General features: G+C 70.1%; 15 protein-coding genes and 1 pseudogene. 8 read left to right on the top strand and 8 right to left on the bottom strand.

The window, feature by feature from the left end; translation table 11 throughout:
* Positions 1-6: 6 nt before the first annotated feature.
* Positions 7-1,482, top strand: coding sequence for an amidophosphoribosyltransferase (gene purF / locus QE412_RS10940; protein ID WP_307483437.1), 1,476 nt, complete (start codon positions 7-9; stop codon positions 1,480-1,482).
* Positions 1,479-2,696: an MFS transporter gene (locus QE412_RS10935; RefSeq protein ID WP_307483435.1), complete on the top strand. Its 1,218-nt coding sequence runs from the start codon at positions 1,479-1,481 to the stop codon at positions 2,694-2,696. Before purF ends, QE412_RS10935 begins: the two co-directional genes overlap by 4 nt.
* Positions 2,697-2,707: 11 nt before the next feature.
* Here the strand turns inward: QE412_RS10935 and QE412_RS10930 are convergent, their stop codons facing one another.
* Entirely contained in the window at positions 2,708-2,890 is a 183-nt protein-coding gene (locus QE412_RS10930) for a DUF3073 domain-containing protein (RefSeq protein WP_307483433.1), read from the bottom strand.
* 167 nt (positions 2,891-3,057) lie between these two features.
* Between QE412_RS10930 and QE412_RS10925 the strand changes: the two genes are divergently transcribed.
* Positions 3,058-3,573 (top strand): universal stress protein, encoded by a 516-nt coding sequence (locus QE412_RS10925; protein WP_307483432.1) that lies wholly within the window; start codon positions 3,058-3,060, stop codon positions 3,571-3,573.
* Positions 3,574-3,576: 3 nt separating this feature from the next.
* On the opposite strand, the gene QE412_RS10920 is transcribed toward QE412_RS10925, so the two are convergent.
* The gene (locus QE412_RS10920) at positions 3,577-4,182 is read right to left on the bottom strand and encodes a PadR family transcriptional regulator (protein WP_307483429.1); all 606 of its coding nucleotides are present in this window, start codon (positions 4,180-4,182) and stop codon (positions 3,577-3,579) included.
* Positions 4,182-5,027 carry a DUF4097 family beta strand repeat-containing protein gene (locus tag QE412_RS10915; protein WP_307483427.1) on the bottom strand — a complete coding sequence of 282 codons (846 nt, stop codon included), beginning with the start codon at positions 5,025-5,027 and terminating at the stop codon, positions 4,182-4,184. The genes QE412_RS10920 and QE412_RS10915 overlap by 1 nt, the downstream gene beginning before the upstream one ends.
* A gap of 352 nt (positions 5,028-5,379) precedes the next feature.
* Between QE412_RS10915 and QE412_RS10910 the strand changes: the two genes are divergently transcribed.
* The gene (locus QE412_RS10910; protein WP_307483424.1) at positions 5,380-5,649 is read left to right on the top strand and encodes a DUF7218 family protein; all 270 of its coding nucleotides are present in this window, start codon (positions 5,380-5,382) and stop codon (positions 5,647-5,649) included.
* Between the two features lie 5 nt (positions 5,650-5,654).
* Positions 5,655-6,620, top strand: coding sequence for a DNA topoisomerase IB (locus QE412_RS10905; RefSeq protein WP_307483422.1), 966 nt, complete (start codon positions 5,655-5,657; stop codon positions 6,618-6,620).
* Here QE412_RS10905 and QE412_RS10900 read toward each other — a convergent pair.
* Together QE412_RS10900 and QE412_RS10895 are read right to left on the bottom strand one after the other, a co-directional pair.
* Entirely contained in the window at positions 6,595-7,590 is a 996-nt protein-coding gene (locus tag QE412_RS10900) for a cation diffusion facilitator family transporter (RefSeq protein WP_307483419.1), read from the bottom strand. The two genes, QE412_RS10905 and QE412_RS10900, sit on opposite strands and share 26 nt — an antisense overlap.
* Positions 7,587-8,081, bottom strand: coding sequence for a hypothetical protein (locus QE412_RS10895; protein WP_307483415.1), 495 nt, complete (start codon positions 8,079-8,081; stop codon positions 7,587-7,589). The genes QE412_RS10900 and QE412_RS10895 overlap by 4 nt, the downstream gene beginning before the upstream one ends.
* Before the next feature lie 268 nt (positions 8,082-8,349).
* Between QE412_RS10895 and QE412_RS10890 the strand changes: the two genes are divergently transcribed.
* The 3 genes from QE412_RS10890 to QE412_RS10880 all read left to right on the top strand — a co-directional run bounded on the left by QE412_RS10890 (position 8,350) and on the right by QE412_RS10880 (position 12,318).
* Positions 8,350-8,715: a fluoride efflux transporter FluC gene (locus tag QE412_RS10890; protein WP_307487176.1), complete on the top strand. Its 366-nt coding sequence runs from the start codon at positions 8,350-8,352 to the stop codon at positions 8,713-8,715.
* Positions 8,712-9,077 (top strand): fluoride efflux transporter CrcB, encoded by a 366-nt coding sequence (crcB, locus tag QE412_RS10885; protein ID WP_307483412.1) that lies wholly within the window; start codon positions 8,712-8,714, stop codon positions 9,075-9,077. The genes QE412_RS10890 and crcB overlap by 4 nt, the downstream gene beginning before the upstream one ends.
* Before the next feature lie 79 nt (positions 9,078-9,156).
* Positions 9,157-12,318 carry an efflux RND transporter permease subunit gene (locus QE412_RS10880; protein WP_307487172.1) on the top strand — a complete coding sequence of 1,054 codons (3,162 nt, stop codon included), beginning with the start codon at positions 9,157-9,159 and terminating at the stop codon, positions 12,316-12,318.
* A gap of 343 nt (positions 12,319-12,661) precedes the next feature.
* Here the strand turns inward: QE412_RS10880 and QE412_RS17740 are convergent.
* From QE412_RS17740 to QE412_RS10870, 3 genes and pseudogenes are all read right to left on the bottom strand, one after another.
* Positions 12,662-13,195: pseudogene (locus tag QE412_RS17740) on the bottom strand (hypothetical protein); the annotation flags it as partial.
* Between the two features lie 234 nt (positions 13,196-13,429).
* Positions 13,430-14,380: an aldose 1-epimerase family protein gene (locus QE412_RS10875; protein WP_307483410.1), complete on the bottom strand. Its 951-nt coding sequence runs from the start codon at positions 14,378-14,380 to the stop codon at positions 13,430-13,432.
* Positions 14,377-15,000, bottom strand: a complete 624-nt coding sequence (locus QE412_RS10870) for an antibiotic biosynthesis monooxygenase (protein ID WP_307483407.1) — start codon at positions 14,998-15,000, stop codon at positions 14,377-14,379. Before QE412_RS10870 ends, QE412_RS10875 begins: the two co-directional genes overlap by 4 nt.
* Positions 15,001-15,061: the final 61 nt, after the last annotated feature.

The raw sequence follows: 15,061 nt of genomic DNA, 5'->3' as shown, positions 1-15,061 counted from the left end.
CACCCCATGTGCGGCATCGTCGGCATGGCCGGGCAGGGCCCGGTCAATCAGGAGATCTACGACGCGCTCCTCCTCCTCCAGCACCGGGGACAGGACTCCACGGGTATGGCCACGGCGGAGTCCAGCGGCGTCTTCCACATCCACAAGGCCCGGGGTCAGGTGCGCGAGGCGTTCCGCACCCGCGACATGCGGGCCCTCCTCGGCGACATCGGCCTCGGGCACGTGCGCTACGCCACCAAGGGCACCGCGTCGAACGAGGAAGAGGCACAGCCCTTCTACGTCAACGCGCCCTACGGCATCGTGCTCGTGCACAACGGCAACCTGACGAACACGCGCGAGCTCACCCGCGAGCTGTTCAGCAAGGACCGTCGTCACCTCAACACCAGCAGCGACACCGAGCTGCTTGTGAACATCCTCGGCTCCGAGCTGCAGTCCGAGATCACCGGACCCGACCTCGACCCCGCACAGGTGTTCCGCGCGGTCGGCCGCGTGCACGAGCGCGTCGAGGGCTCCTACGCCTCGATCGCCCTCATCGCCGGCTACGGTCTGCTCGCCTTCCGCGACCCGTTCGGCATCCGTCCCCTGATCCTCGGAAAGCGCCCCGCGGCCCAGGTGCCCGGCGGCGAGCCGCGCGACGAGTACATCGTGGCATCCGAGTCTCTCGTGCTCGAGAACGCCGGCTTCGAGGTCGTCCGCGACATCGAGCCCGGAGAGGCCGTGTTCATCAGCCTCGACGGCACGCTGCACGCGCAGCAGTGCGCGGTGAACCCGACGCTCGCGCCGTGTTCGTTCGAGTACGTCTACCTCGCCCGTCCCGACTCGGTCATGAACGGCGTCTCGGTGTACGAGACGCGCTTGCGCATGGGCGAGCGCCTGGCCGACACGGTCGCCAAGTACACCCCGGCGGGGTCGATCGACGTGGTCATGCCGATCCCCGACTCCGCGCGCCCGGCGGCGATGCAGGTGGCCCGCAAGCTCGGCATCGAGTACCGCGAGGGCTTCTACAAGAACCGCTACGTCGGTCGCACCTTCATCATGCCGGGCCAGGCGGTGCGCAAGAAGAGCGTGCGTCAGAAGCTGAACGCCATGTCGACGGAGTTCCAGGGCAAGAACGTCCTGCTCGTCGATGACTCGATCGTGCGCGGTACGACCAGCCGCGAGATCATCCAGATGGCTCGGGATGCCGGGGCCAAGAGCGTGACGTTCGCCTCCGCCGCACCTCCCGTGCGCTTTCCCCACGTGTACGGCATCAACATGCCCTCGCGCCACGAGCTCGTCGCCCACGGCCGCACGATCCCCGAGATCGCCGAAGAGCTGGGCTGCGACTACCTGGTGTACCAGGAGGTCGAGGATCTCAAGGCCGCCATCATGGAGGGAACCGACCTGGTCGACCTCGACATGAGCTGCTTCGACGGTCGCTACGTCACCGGCACCGTGTCGGAGGAGTACCTCGCCTGGGTCGAGGGCAGCCAGGAGTCTTGACCCGCCGCGGGGCGGGGATGGTCGCGCTCGCTGCGGCCGCCGTCGTCCTGCTCGCATTGACGCTGCGCATCGCGGTCGCGTCGCTGTCGCCGCTGTTGACGGCGATCCAACGCGACTTCGACGTGCCGGCCGCCGTCGTCGGGCTCATCGGCATGGCACCGCCGGCGGCGTTCGCGCTGGCGGGGATGTTCGCCCCGTCCATCGAGCGACGTATCGGATTGGAACGTCTGGTGCTGGTGGCAGCGGCGCTCGCCGCGGCGATGCTCGTGCTGCGGGCGGTCGCGGTCGAGGCGGCCGGGCTCTTGGCGGCGACGGCGGGTGTGTTCGCTGCCGTCGGTGTGGCCAACGTGCTGCTCCCGGCCGTGGTGAAGAAGTACTTCCCGTCTCGCATCGGGCTGATGACCACGGTGTACTCCTCGACGATGGCGGTCGCGACCTTCGTGCCGCCGCTGGTCGCGGTCCCTCTCGCGGGGGCGATCGGCTGGCGCGGTTCGTTCCTGGTGTGGGCGGCGGTCGCCGTCGCGGCCGTCGTTCCCTGGGTGGCGATGCTGCTGCGCGCTCGCGCGTCGCACGCCGACGAGATCGAGGAGCCGCGTGCGTCGGTGCTGGCGAGGGTCGTGCGGGTGCCGCAGACCTGGGCGCTGGTCGTCACGTTCGCGGTCAACTCATCTGCCGCCTACGGGCTGTTCGCCTGGCTCCCGCCCCTGCTCGTCGACGTCGCGGGAGTGGGTGCCGTGCAGGCCGGCGGACTGCTCGCGCTGTTCTCGTTCATGGGCATGCCCGTCGCCCTCGTGGTGCCGGTGATCGTCAGCCGCGTTCGTCGGACGACGCCGTTCTACGCCGTCGCGGTCGTGTGCGGGCTCGTCGGAGTCGCCGGGCTGCTGCTCGCACCGGCCGCCGCAACGACCCTCTGGGTCGTGCTGGTCGGACTCGTGCCCCTGATGTTCCCGATGGTGCTGGTGCTGTTCGGGATGCGCACCCGCTCGCACGACACCGCCGTTGCTCTCAGCGGGTTCGTGCAGAGCGTCGGTTACGGGCTCGCCGCGCTCATGCCGCTGGCGATCGGGGTCACGCACGAGATCACCGGCGGTTGGACCGCGGGGATCGTCCTGCTCGGCGCAGCGGTGCTGTGCATCATTCCCGCCGCGGTCGTCGTCTCGCGGAACGAAACGATCGAGCAGGCGTGGGAACGGCGCACCGGCCGCACCTGGTGACGACGGGCGGCTTACGCCTTCTCGTCTTCGTACTCGTCGCTGTACTGGTCGGCCCACTTGTCGACGTACGCGTCTTCACCCGATTCGGGTGCGCCCAGCTCGCGCTCGAGAGCCGAGTAGTTCACCGAGTAGGTGTCGTACTTCAGCTCACGGGCGATCTTGGTGTTCTTCGCCTTCTGACGGCCACGCCCCATGCGAGACCCCCTCACGATCGACGTCGAGGGCCGCGCTCTGGGCCCTGCGTATTGCGGTTCCGGACCGAGCCGGTAAGAGTAGCAGCCAGGATATCACGGCGCTTTCCCGCCCAGCCGTCGAGCGGCTGGGCGGCCGCCGTGACGGCACCGACGAAAGGCCTTCGCGCATGACCGATCTCCCTCGCCCCGCGGCATCCGGTCCCGTCATCGCGGGGGTCGTGCCGGGGCAGTCTCCCCGCGTCGTGCAGGAGGCGGCGCGCTACGCCGCCCTGGCGTACACCGAACTCGTCGTCGCCCACGTCGACACCACCCGCTTCGTGGCCTTCGAGGACCCCGACGGCTACGTGCACCCGTCGACCGTCGATCTGGCGGGGGCCGCGGCGCGAGCCGCCCTCGAAGAGGTACAGCGTGCCGCCGACGCGGCCCTCGCCGGCAGCACCGCCGCGTGGCGCGTTCGACAGGTGTTCGGTGACCCCGCTCTCGCGCTCATGGGTCTCGCCGACGAGGTGGGGGCGTCGCTGCTGGTGGTGGGAACGCGCAAGCGGGGGCTGGGGGAGTCGTTGCGGGAGTTCCTCACCGGTTCCGTCGCCGCCCGGCTGACCCACCGTCAGCATCGTCCGGTGCTGGTGGTTCCCGTGGACGAGCCGGCCGGCCCCGACGAGCACCTGCCCTGGGAGGGGTGAGGCTCAGCCGCGCATTGCGCGGGAGGCTGCTTCGGACGCCTGGCGCAGCGCCGCCTCGATCTCGTCGACCCCGGATGCCACGAGCTCGCCGCCGCGAGCCACGTGCGCGCGAAGCTCGGAGCGTACCCGGCCGCGGAACTCGTTGATCGCCGCATCGGCGCGGGAGAGCTGCTCACGGCTGCGGGCGCGAGTGTCGTCGGCGGGGACGGACGGGGAGTGATCCCGCTCGTCGCGGGCGGCGGCGGCGAGATCGGCGCGCAGGCTCCGCATGGCGTCGCGAACACTCCCGCGCACCTCGTCGGCGATGAGGCGCACGCTGTCGGCGAGGCCCGCCCGAATGCCCTCGAGGTCGCCGGAGCGGTCCGCGACCTCGGTGCGCCCGGCATCCGTGATCTCGTAGACGGTCTTGCGGCCGTCGACGGTCTTGGTCACCAGCCCCTCCTCCTCGAGCTTGGCCAGGCGGGGGTAGATGGTGCCGGCGGAGGGCGAGTAGGTGCCACCGGTGCGATCGGTCAGTGCCTGCATGAGGTCGTAGCCGTGGCGCGGGGCTTCGTCGAGCAGGCTCAGGATGTACAGGCGCAGGTCGCCGTGCGAGAAGACGGGGCTCATCACCACTCCTCCTCTCCGGCGAGTTCCTCGGGGCGCAGCCCCGAGATGCCGCGGCGCAGCACCGTGATCTCGCCCGAGACGGTGTTGGCGCGCACGTCGACGAACGACCCGGCGAGGGTGCCGGTCGACCCGGTGTAGTTCGTGGGTCCCGACCCTGAGCGCACCTGACCGTCGATCTGCACGCGGCCGCTGACCGAGCGCGAGACGTAGTTCGCGGGCAGCGAGCGGTCGAGGCGGACGGTGGCGGAGCCGTTGACGGAGTTGAGGGAGATCGACTGCGTCGGTCCGGTCGAGTCGACGAGCATGGCTCCCGACACGGTGTCGATGGATGCCTTCGTCACGCGGCCGGTGACCGCGACGTCGCCGGAGACGCTGTTGGCGCTGAGCGCGCCCTCGAGCTCGCGCACCTGCACGTCGCCCGAGACGGCGTTGAGGGTGACGTCGCCGGTGAGGCCGTCGACGATGATGTCGCCCGACACCGTGTTGAGGCGGGCATCGGTGCGCAGGCCCGACACCAGGGCGCTCGCGCTGACGACGCCGAGAGTGAGGGCGACGGTGCGGGGCACGGCGACGCTGATCTCGGCCTTGGGCCCGCCGGCGCCGAAGTTGCGGAAGACCTCGAGGAAGTTGTCCCACCGCAGCTGTGGATGGTCGATCTCGAGCCGGCCGTCGACCATCTCGATACGCAGGTCTTTGACAGTCACCCGGTGCACCTCGACGCGCGCGTCGGGCTCGTCGTGGGCGATCACGTCGATCTGTCCGCCGACGAGGCCGACCTTCAGCTCGCGAAGCGACTCGAGGTCGATGACCCGGGTCTCGCCGGGATGAATGATCCATTTCTCCATGGGTGATCTCCTCACTCGCGATATATCGCGTTGTGACGAGTATCGAGATATATCGCGTTCCTGTCAAGTGTCGGCCCTCGACGTCGGTGCCACGAGATCGCCCGAGAAGGCCGATGCGCGTCCTCGGCGAGGACGGGGGCTCCCTGTCGCATTCGCGTCGAAACGCGGAGCCTGGCGAGTCGGCGCGTCCACGTTCCCACCGCGTCCCGTCGTCACGCGCGGGATCGGCGTTCCCGCGAGCGCGCTGTGCGCCCGGCCTGAGCGGTGGGTCGTGGCATCCTGCACTGTCAACCCCGACGATGGCCCCGTGCTCGGCGTCGTAGCGTCGGTGTCCCGACGGAAGGAGACGATCATGCCCCAGGGACGCGGATCGAACAGTCTGAAGGACCCCGAGCTCTACGAGGAACTGCGCAAGCAGGGAGACTCGAAGCAGAAGGCGGCGCGCATCTCGAACGCCGCCGCGGCTCAGGGTCGCAGCAAGGTCGGCGAGAAGGGCGGTCACGCCGAGAACTACGAGGACCGCACGGTCGACGAGCTGAAGACGCGCGCGAAAGAACTCGGCATCACCGGCTACTCCGGCAAGAAGAAGGCGGAGCTGATCGACCTGCTTCGCCATCACTGACGTCCATGCCGCGTCTCATCCGCGCCCGGCCGTACGAAGACCCGGGCTACCGCCGGGTGCGGTCGGGGTCGGGCTTCCGCTTCGTCGACCACACGGGGACGGCCGTTCCCGAGCGTGACGCGGAGCGTGCCCGGGGCTTGGTCATCCCGCCCGCGTGGCGCGAGGTGTGGATCGCGAAGGAGCCGAACGCGCACATCCAGGCGGTCGGTACCGACGAAGCCGGGCGGCGGCAGTACACGTACCACGCGGACTGGGCGAAACGGCAGGACAAGGGCAAGTTCGCGCGGGCGCTGCACCTGGCGGAGACGCTCCCCCGAGCCCGCGCCCGGGTGACGCGGTCGCTTCGACGCTCCGATATCGACCGTGAGCGGGTGCTCGCGGTGTCGTTCCGCCTCCTCGACCTCGTGGCCCCGCGCGTCGGCAACGCCCGGTATTTCGTCACGAACGGCAGCCGCGGCCTCACGACGTTGCAGCGGCGGGATGCCGCGGTCGAGGGCGACCTGATCCGCCTGTCCTTCCCCGCCAAGAGCGGCAAGCGCGCCGATCTGCGTGTGCGCGATGCCGAACTGGCATCCCTCGTCGAGCAACTCGCCGTGGGACGCTCGCGCGCCGCGCTGCTCAGCTACCGGCGCGGTCGTCGGCGGGTGCCACTGACCCCCGCCGACGTCAACGCGTACGTCCGCACGCTCACGGGAGGTGCGTTCAGCGCGAAGGACTTCCGGACGCTGCGGGGTACGATCCTCGCGGCCGAGTCGCTGGCGAAGGCCGGCACGGTGGGCGGGAAGAACGAGCGTAAGAAGGCCGAGGTCGCAGCCGTCCGCGCGACCGCCGAGGCGCTGGGGAACACCCCTGCCGTGGCGCGGTCGAGCTACATCGATCCGCGGGTCTTCTCGCTCTACCGCAAGGGGCGCACGATGGACCTCGGCGGATCGAGGGATGCCGCGATCAGGCGGCTGATCCTGGGGGAGTGACGGCGTCGACCACCTCGGGCAACCGGGGGACGGGCACGATGACGACGTCCTGCACCTTCCAATCGAGCGCCACGCACCCCTGCCGCGCCCCTTCGATGTCGGCGAGCGCCACTTTGCGGCGGCGCGGCACGACGAACGCCTCGATGTGGAAGACATGGCCCTCGTCCCGCACGCGGCTTCCTGCGGCCGCCACCCAGGGCAGGCTCGCGAGGTACTGGTCGACGCGGCCGGCGAGCGGGTGCGGGTGGTTGTCGTCGAACGTCGTCGCGCGGGCGTCCATCAGGTCGACGACCGCCGCCCGGAGGTTGCTGACGCCGTCGTGCAGGATGCTGCCCGAGATGAAGATGGCGGCCGCGGCATCCATCCACCACAGACCCACCCCGATGCCGAGCACGCCGATGATCGTGCCGAGCGAGGTCTGCCAGTCGGCCTTGTTCATGTCGGCGTCGGCGTAGAGCACTTTGTTGTGCAGCTCGCGCGCGAGGCTGAGCTTCATGCGGCCGAGGATCACGGGCGGGATGCCGGTCACGGCCATGACGGCGATCATCAACCAGCCGAGCCAGATCGTGATGCCGAAGAGGTTGACCGTGCCGATCGTGGGGTGCTCGCCGCGCAGGAGGTTGATCGCGGAGTCCACGAGAAGGAACGTGCCCATGCCGGTCAGGGCGACCGCGGCGACGAGGTGGCCGACCGCGACGGAGCGGTGGAAGCCGTACGGATGCTGCTTGTTCGGCGGACGCCGCGCGAGCCGAACGGCGATGAGGAACGCGATGGGCGGGATGAACGACAGCAGGTCCTCCGACCAGGCCGCCTTCATGGCCTGGGAGCTGCCGAGCACGATGAACACGAGCGTCGCGGTGACCACGAGCACGCCGATCGTGAGCCACTCCAGGCGCACCGCGCGGCGCAGGGCCTCGACCTGCCTCGGCGGAAGCTCGGTGCGCCCGAAGCGCACGACCTCGCCGCTCACGGGGCGATCCCCTTGCGCTGCGCTTCCTCGGTCAGGAAGGTCTCGAGTCGCGAGAGGAAGGCGTTCTCGCCGAGGGGCACCAGCATCACGAGCTTCACCTTGTTGCCGTCGTCCAGCGTGGTCTCGGCCCAGGGGCGGGTCGTTCCGGCCTTGTTCGTCCAGGGCGTCTCGTCGGTGAGGCCCCCGGTGACGACGTCGAGGTCGCCGTTCTCGAGACCGCGCACGAGCGACTCCTCCGAGCCGACGGTCCACTCCACGTCGGCGTCGAGGGAGTCGGCGAAGTCGACGAGAGCCTCGACCTCGGTGCCGGAGGGCTCGGTTCCGTCGATCTCGACCCATCCGTCATTGGGGGAGATGCCGGCGCGCAGGACGCCGCTCTCGACGTGCTCGAGCGTTCCGGCGGGGTCGGACGGGATGTGGATGCCGCACCCGGCGAGAAGAAGGGCGCACAGAACCGCGGCGAGGACGGCCGCCGGTCTCGATCGAGGCATGATGAGGGCCTTTCGTTGCGGCCTTCCGTTGCGTGGACGCGGAGATTCTGCGCGGTCGGTGCCGGTGCTGTCGCGGGGGTTGCGTCGCCCTCGTCGCGTTCGTCGGCGTTGCGCGTGCCGATTCCTGCGGCGAGCGTCCACGACACCTGGACGTTCTGGACAATCGTCCGGGTCTTCCGGACGCTCGCCGGGGGTGGGCAGACGTGCGGGCGCGCGAACGCGGCACGGGCGATGGGATGCGGAGGCGGCGTAGGGTGGCGCGGTGAGCATGTGGGGTGAGGTCGTCCTCGTCGCCGTGGGCGGAGCGATCGGCACCGCCGCCCGCGCCGGCCTCACGCTGGCGCTGGGCGACGACCTCGGCCCCGCCCTCGTGCCGCTCATCAACGTCGCCGGAGCGTTCGCGATCGGCATCCTGTTCGGCTGGCGAGCCCGGATGCCGGAATCGTCGCGCGCGCAGCGGGCGCAGCTGTTCCTCGGCACCGGCGTGCTCGGCGGCTTCACGACGTACAGCGCGCTCGCCGTGGAGTCCACGGACCTCGCGCTGTTGTGGTGGGGCGTGGCGACGGTGATCGTCGGGACGGCGGCGGCGTGGGCCGGTGTGTGGCTCGGCCGGGGGAAGCGGGCGGCGCGATGACTCCGCTGGTCTTTCTCGCCGTGGCCGCGGCGGGCGGCGTCGGCGCCGCCGCCCGGTACCTGCTCGACACCGCCGTGCGCCGGTGGGCGGGGGAGCGGTTCCCATGGGGGATCCTGGTGGTGAACCTCACGGGCGCGTTGGCGCTCGGCATCCTGAGCCCGCTTCCGACGGACGAGGCCTGGCGCTGGATCATCGGCACGGGGCTGCTCGGCGGGTACACGACATTCAGCGCCGTCGCGGTGACCACCGCGCTGTTGGCCGAGGAGCGACGCGCGCACACGGCGACGCTGTACGCGGTCGTGTCTTTCGTCGGCTCGGTGGTCGCAGCGGCGATCGGTTTGACGGCGTCGACCCTGTTCTGATGCGGCCTTCGCGTCGAGGGCGCATGGGATACTGAGCTTCGATACACACTTGTATCGACACGTGATCCGAGAGGCCCCCGTGTCATATCTGGCCGTGCTGAGCCTGAAGAACCGCGCCCTCATCGCCCTCGTCACCATCGTCGCGGCGATCTTCGGCGGACTCGCCCTCACGAGCCTGAAGCAAGAACTGATCCCCTCGATCGAGTTCCCGCAGCTCGCGGTCGTCACCACCTACCCCGGGGCGTCTCCCGAGGTGGTCGAGGCCGACGTGTCCACACCGATCGAGAACGCCATTCGTGGTGTCGAGGGGCTGGAGTCCACGACCGCGACGAGCACGACGAACTCGTCGATCGTGTCGGCGTCGTTCACCTACGGCACCGACCTGGCCGCCGCTCAGCAGAAGATCCTCGCCGCCATCGCCCGCATCGACGACCAGCTGCCGGAGTCGGCCGACACGACGGTCGCCTCGGCGAGCATCGACGACTTCCCCGTGATCCAGCTCGCGGTCACCGGTTTCACCGACGCCCAGGCGACGCAGTCCGTGCTCGAGACCAGCGTCATTCCCGACCTCGAAGACGTCGCGGGAGTCAACGCGGCGCAGATCGTCGGCGGTACCGGTAAGCGCGTCACGATCACCCCCGACGCCACGCGACTGAGCGACCGCGGCTACAGCCAGCAGGCCATCACCGACGCCCTCGACGCGAACGGAGTGCTCTTCCCCGGCGGTTCTCTCACCGAGGGCGATCGCACCCTCACCGTGCAGACGGGCACCAAACTCACCAGCGTCGACGAGATCGCCGCTCTTCCGCTCGTTCCCTCGGATGCCGCGCAGTTCCGCGCCGGCGCCACCACCATCGCCGACGTCGCCACCGTGGAGCAGCAGGCGGATCCCGTCACCACGCTCTCGCGCGTCGACGGCCAACCCGCCCTCACGATCGCCGTCACCAAACTCCCCGCAGCCAACACCGTCGACGTCTCGCGCGGGGTGCTCGCCGCGCTGCCCACGCTCGAGAGCGCCCTCGGCCAGGGGGCGAGCTTCACCGTCGTCTTCGATCAAGCGCCCTTCGTCGAGCAGTCCATCGAGGCGCTCGCGCAGGAGGGCCTGCTCGGCCTCGTGTTCGCCGTCGTGGTGATCCTGGTGTTCCTGATGTCGGTGCGCTCCACACTGGTGACCGCCATTTCGATCCCCACGAGCGTGCTCATCACCTTCGTCGGCCTCCAGGCGTTCGGCTACTCGCTCAACATCCTCACCCTCGGCGCGCTCACCATCGCGATCGGTCGTGTCGTCGACGACTCCATCGTCGTCATCGAGAACATCAAGCGGCACTACGTCGGCGATGCCGACAAGATCCCCACGATCGTGCGCGCGGTGCGTGAGGTGGCCGCTGCGATCACGGCATCCACGATCACCTCTGTCGCGGTGTTCCTGCCGATCGCGTTCGTGGGAGACGTGACCGGTGAGCTCTTCCGCCCCTTCTCGCTCACCGTCACCATCGCGATGGCCGCGTCGTTGCTCGTGTCGTTGACGATCGTGCCCGTTCTGGCGTCGTGGTTCCTGAGGCCCGGGAAGGTGATCCGGGATGCCGACGGCAACCCGATCGATCCCGAGGCGCCCGACGCGCCGCCCTCGCGCCTGCAGAAGGCGTACGTGCCCGTGCTGGGCTGGACCCTGCGGCACTCCTGGGTCACACTGACCCTCGCCGTGCTCGTGCTCGGCGGCACCGTCGCCACCGTGCCGCTGTTGAAGACCGACTTCCTCGGCGACTCGGGCCAGAACACCTTCACCGTCACCCAGAAGATCGGGTCGGCCCCGAGCCTGGATGCCGAAGACGCGGCGGCCCAGAGAGTCGAGGCCGTGCTGCTCGACACCCCCGGCGTCGAGACGGTGCAGACCTCGATCGGCTCGAGTGGTTCGGCACTGCGTGACGCGTTCTCGGGCGGCGGCTCGGGCATCACCTACTCCATCACCTCGGCGCCGGGCGCCGATCAGGTGCAGCTGCGCGAACGCGTACGCACCGCCCTGGAGGCTCTCCCCGACGCGGGGCAGATCGAGGTCGCCTCCTCCGGCGGCGGGTTCGGATCGACAGACGTGACCGTCGACGTGACCGCGACCGACGGGCAGGCGCTGCAGCAGGCCAGCGACGCCGTGGTGAGCGGGTTGCAGGGCCGAGACGGCATCGGTCAGGTCACCAGCAGCCTGTCGGCATCACTGCCCTTCGTCTCGGTGCGCGTCGACCGCGACGCCGCCGCGGGGCGGGGCCTGTCGGAGCGCGCGGTCGGCACCCTTGTGTCGGCGACGCAGCAGCCCCGGCAAGCCGGCAGCGTCGAGCTCGACGGCCGCGGCGTGACCGTCTACCTCGCGGTCGCCGATCCGCCCGCCACCATCGACGATCTGCGGGCACTGGAGATCCCCACCGCGAGCGGCGCGGTGCGCCTCGACGAGATCGCCACGGTCGAAGAGAGCCAGACCCCGCCCTCGATCACGACGTCGCGGGGCCTGCGGACGGCGACCGTCACCGTCACACCGACCTCCGACGATCTCGGCAGCACCTCGGCCACGGTGAATGCCGCGCTCTCCGCCGTGCCGTTGCCCGAGGGGGCGACCGCAAAGGTCGGCGGCGCCGTCACCGACCAGCAGGACGCCTTCGCCCAGCTCGGTCTCGCGCTGCTCGCGGCCATCCTCATCGTCTACGTCGTGATGGTCGCGACCTTCAAATCGCTGCGCCAGCCCCTCGAGCTGCTCGTGTCGGTGCCCTTCGCCGCCACCGGCGCCATTCTGCTGCTCCTGGTCACCGGAGTACCCCTCGGAGTCGCGGGCATGATCGGTGCCCTCATGCTCGTCGGCATCGTGGTCACCAACGCCATCGTGCTCATCGACCTCGTCAACCAATACCGGGCGCGCGGCCTCAGCGTGCACGACGCGACCATCGTCGGGGGTGCCCGACGTCTGCGGCCCATCCTCATGACCGCGCTCGCCGCGATCTTCGCGCTCGTGCCGATGGCGCTCGGCATCACCGGGCACGGCGGCTTCATCTCGCAGCCGCTGGCCGTCGTCGTCATCGGCGGTCTGGTGTCGTCGACTTTCTTGACGTTGCTGGTGCTGCCGACGCTCTACAACCTCATCGAGGGCGCGAGTGAACGGCGCCGAGCACGGCGGGCAGACCGAGAGGGAGCGCCCGAGACCCCGCCGGCAGACGACGAACACCCGCTGAGCCGACGCGAGCTGCGCCAGAAGCACTGATACCCGCCTTCGCGGATGCCGGGCGCCGGCGTCGTGAGGCGCGCGGCGTGGTCGGTGCCGGTGCACGGCGGGTATGCGGGCGAGTGATGCCGCTCGTCGTCGCGCGCTTCGCCGAGCCGGTGCCGCGCAGGAGCGCCGGCCGGCGCATGCGGCGCGGGCGAGTGTGGGCGCACGCGGGGCGCGCGCCCACACCAGACTCCGGCGACGGTGCGCCCGGCTCGGCCGTGTCCGCATCCAACGCGCTCGAGACCGCGGCACGGAGGCCTCCCGCCAGAACCTGGGTGAACAGCCCCGCCCACGCGAACATCGCGGCGCACGCGACCGTCTCGAAGAGGGCGAGGTTGATGGTGGCCGTGACGAAGAGTGCGATCGACGCGATCAGCCACACCAGGGCGATACCGGTGCCGATCGCCAGACGCTTGCCCAAGCGGTGGAACATCACGGGGGCGGTGAGCAGGAGGGCGAGGAAGCCGAGCACCATCGATCCCGCGACCCGGTCGTGCAGGTCTTTGTCGGTGTTCAGGGGGACGCAGCCCACGAGGGCGAGATTGACACCGATGACGTTCAGGCAGATGAATGCCACGGTGGCCGCACCGCGACGCACGGGCCCCCGGCCGAGACGGCGCACGTCACTGTGCACACGGAAGGCGAAGAGCACCACGATCGCGCCGCTGGTCTTCAGCGTGTTGTTGAAGAACGCGGCGGAGAGGTCGTGGAAGGTGCCGAGCTGACTGAAGTGCAGCTGCCACCACGAGGGATCGCTCGTGGTCGCGATCGAGAGCAGGAGCCCCCCGATCAGGACCGCCAGGGCCGCGGCGCCGACGTACAGGGTCGGCACGGTGTCGAGGCGGCGGACGATGCGGCGCAGGGGCGCCATCGGGAGTGAAGCGGGGGTGGCGAAACGGAGCGTGGTGCTCATTGCGGGGGTCTTTCCTCAGGACGGAACGAGCATCCCCCCACAGCGCGGGACCCTCGGCCCCCGTCGGCTCATTCGGGCATCAGCTGAGGGAACCTGGTCCTCGGCCGCCCCCGGCCTCGACGGAAACCGTCCCCCAAATGGTAACGTTCGCGCCGACTTCACGGGAAAGGCCTTGCCTGAGGATTTCCCCGGTCATCCGGGGAATCCGTGTCCCCCAAATGGGGGACAAGTGGTCATTTCGATGTAAAGCGGATCCCCCACTCCCGCGTCATTTCCTGACCGGATTCGAGAAATGTCGAGATCCGCGCCGGTGGCGAATGCGTTCGCCGGCGCTGTCATCGGCTCGATCGCGACGGCGAGGTCGTGACCGGGGTAGCGATCCGTCGTGAAGACCTGAACCCAGCGGAACCCCTCGTCCTGCCACAGCTGCACGCGGCGACCGTCGGGTGCGGTGAGGGTGTGCGCGGCGCGGCCGTCGGCATCCCTCGCGAGCCCCCGGTAGCCGTTGTCGAGCGAAGCGTCGCCCAGGCGGCGGCCGGCCCGGAGGTCGGTGCGGTCGTCGACGGGCACCTCGTCGATGGGAATGTTGCGGTCGTCGAGCACGAGGGTTGTCGTGCCGGTCGCGTGCACCACGAGGTCTGCGGTCGCGACCCCGCCGATCTGAAGGTAGGGGTGCACGCCGAGAGCGACGGGCGCGGTCGCTGCCCCGACGTTCTCGATGACGTGGGTCACGCGCAGGCCGTCGGGCTGCAGCGCGAAGGTCACGCGGGTGCGCAGGTGGAACGGGTAACCCGTCTGCGGCACGACATCGGCGCCCAGAACGAGCCGCTCGTCGGTGTGCTCGAGGGGCTGGTACGTGCCGAAGCGCAGGAGGCCGTGGCTGGCGTTGCCGAACTTCGGCTCGCTGATGGCGAGCTGCTGGTCAACCCCGTCGAAGGTGTACTTGCCGTCGCGGATGCGGTTCGGCCAGGGGACCAGGACGACCCCGGATGCCGCGGGGGTGGGCACGTCGTCGGGGTAGCGCGGTACGAGGTCGACGCCGTCGACGGTCAGTGCGCGCAGCGCCGCACCGACCTGGGCGATCTCGGCGGAGGAGCGCGGGCCGCGCAGGTGGAAGCGCTGGCCGGTGGGGTCGGCGGTCATGACGAGGCCTTTCGAGTGCGGGGCGGACGCTGCAGCCACGGGCGCAGCAGGCGGGTGACCCACGGGAGCACCGCGTAGGTCATGACGGGGGTGAGCAGGAGTGTGGTGGCCAGCACCCGGAGCACGAGCGGGATCTCGGCGAAGCCGGGGACGAAGCCCAGCAGCCACGACGCCAGAAGGTTCGTGGGGAAGAAGCCGACCCAGATGGTGACCGCCTGCTTCCACCGGGGTGGCGCGGGCGGGACCGGGTGCTGCACGGGTGAGGTCTCGGCATCCGTGGGCTCCAGGACCGAGCCGAACGAGGCGTCGAACCAGCCTTCGATGCCCGTTCGGCGCTCGACGCGCTCCTCGCGCGCGAAGGGGCGGCCCGAGTCGAGCCACCACTGTCGCTGCGACGAGGTCTCCCACCCCTCGAGCGTGGCGATGTCGCGGAAGCGGTACAGCATGTACCAGAGGTCGCTGTCTTCGCCCGCACGCACCCACCCCGAGCCGAGAAAGCCCGGGAAGGCGGTCGCGAGGTCGGTGCCGGCCTGCATCCAGGAGGTCGCTTCGGCGGTGCGCGTCGGGTCGATGCGCCGCTCGATCGCCACCGTGATGGGGTGGGCGTCGGTGTCTGCCATGCGTCCATCTTGGTGGGTGTTCGGCGAGGACAGGGGATTCGGTGAGGACAGGCCTGCCCCA

The sequence above is a fragment of the Microbacterium trichothecenolyticum genome, assembly GCF_030818955.1.
Classification (GTDB): domain Bacteria; phylum Actinomycetota; class Actinomycetes; order Actinomycetales; family Microbacteriaceae; genus Microbacterium; species Microbacterium trichothecenolyticum_B.
This window is presented reverse-complemented; position numbering and strand designations above follow the sequence as displayed.

What these genes read in the sequence shown, in the direction of transcription:
- QE412_RS10925 (WP_307483432.1), top strand. Translation starts at nt 3,058, where the DNA reads ATGACCGATCTCCCTCGCCCCGCGGCATCCGGTCCCGTCATCGCGGGG.
- crcB (WP_307483412.1), top strand. Translation starts at nt 8,712, where the DNA reads ATGACTCCGCTGGTCTTTCTCGCCGTGGCCGCGGCGGGCGGCGTCGGC.
- QE412_RS10910 (WP_307483424.1), top strand. Translation starts at nt 5,380, where the DNA reads ATGCCCCAGGGACGCGGATCGAACAGTCTGAAGGACCCCGAGCTCTAC.
- QE412_RS10915 (WP_307483427.1), bottom strand. Translation starts at nt 5,027, where the DNA reads ATGGAGAAATGGATCATTCATCCCGGCGAGACCCGGGTCATCGACCTC.
- QE412_RS10905 (WP_307483422.1), top strand. Translation starts at nt 5,655, where the DNA reads ATGCCGCGTCTCATCCGCGCCCGGCCGTACGAAGACCCGGGCTACCGC.
- QE412_RS10870 (WP_307483407.1), bottom strand. Translation starts at nt 15,000, where the DNA reads ATGGCAGACACCGACGCCCACCCCATCACGGTGGCGATCGAGCGGCGC.
- QE412_RS10890 (WP_307487176.1), top strand. Translation starts at nt 8,350, where the DNA reads ATGTGGGGTGAGGTCGTCCTCGTCGCCGTGGGCGGAGCGATCGGCACC.
- QE412_RS10875 (WP_307483410.1), bottom strand. Translation starts at nt 14,380, where the DNA reads ATGACCGCCGACCCCACCGGCCAGCGCTTCCACCTGCGCGGCCCGCGC.
- QE412_RS10930 (WP_307483433.1), bottom strand. Translation starts at nt 2,890, where the DNA reads ATGGGGCGTGGCCGTCAGAAGGCGAAGAACACCAAGATCGCCCGTGAG.
- QE412_RS10895 (WP_307483415.1), bottom strand. Translation starts at nt 8,081, where the DNA reads ATGCCTCGATCGAGACCGGCGGCCGTCCTCGCCGCGGTTCTGTGCGCC.
- purF (WP_307483437.1), top strand. Translation starts at nt 7, where the DNA reads ATGTGCGGCATCGTCGGCATGGCCGGGCAGGGCCCGGTCAATCAGGAG.
- QE412_RS10920 (WP_307483429.1), bottom strand. Translation starts at nt 4,182, where the DNA reads ATGAGCCCCGTCTTCTCGCACGGCGACCTGCGCCTGTACATCCTGAGC.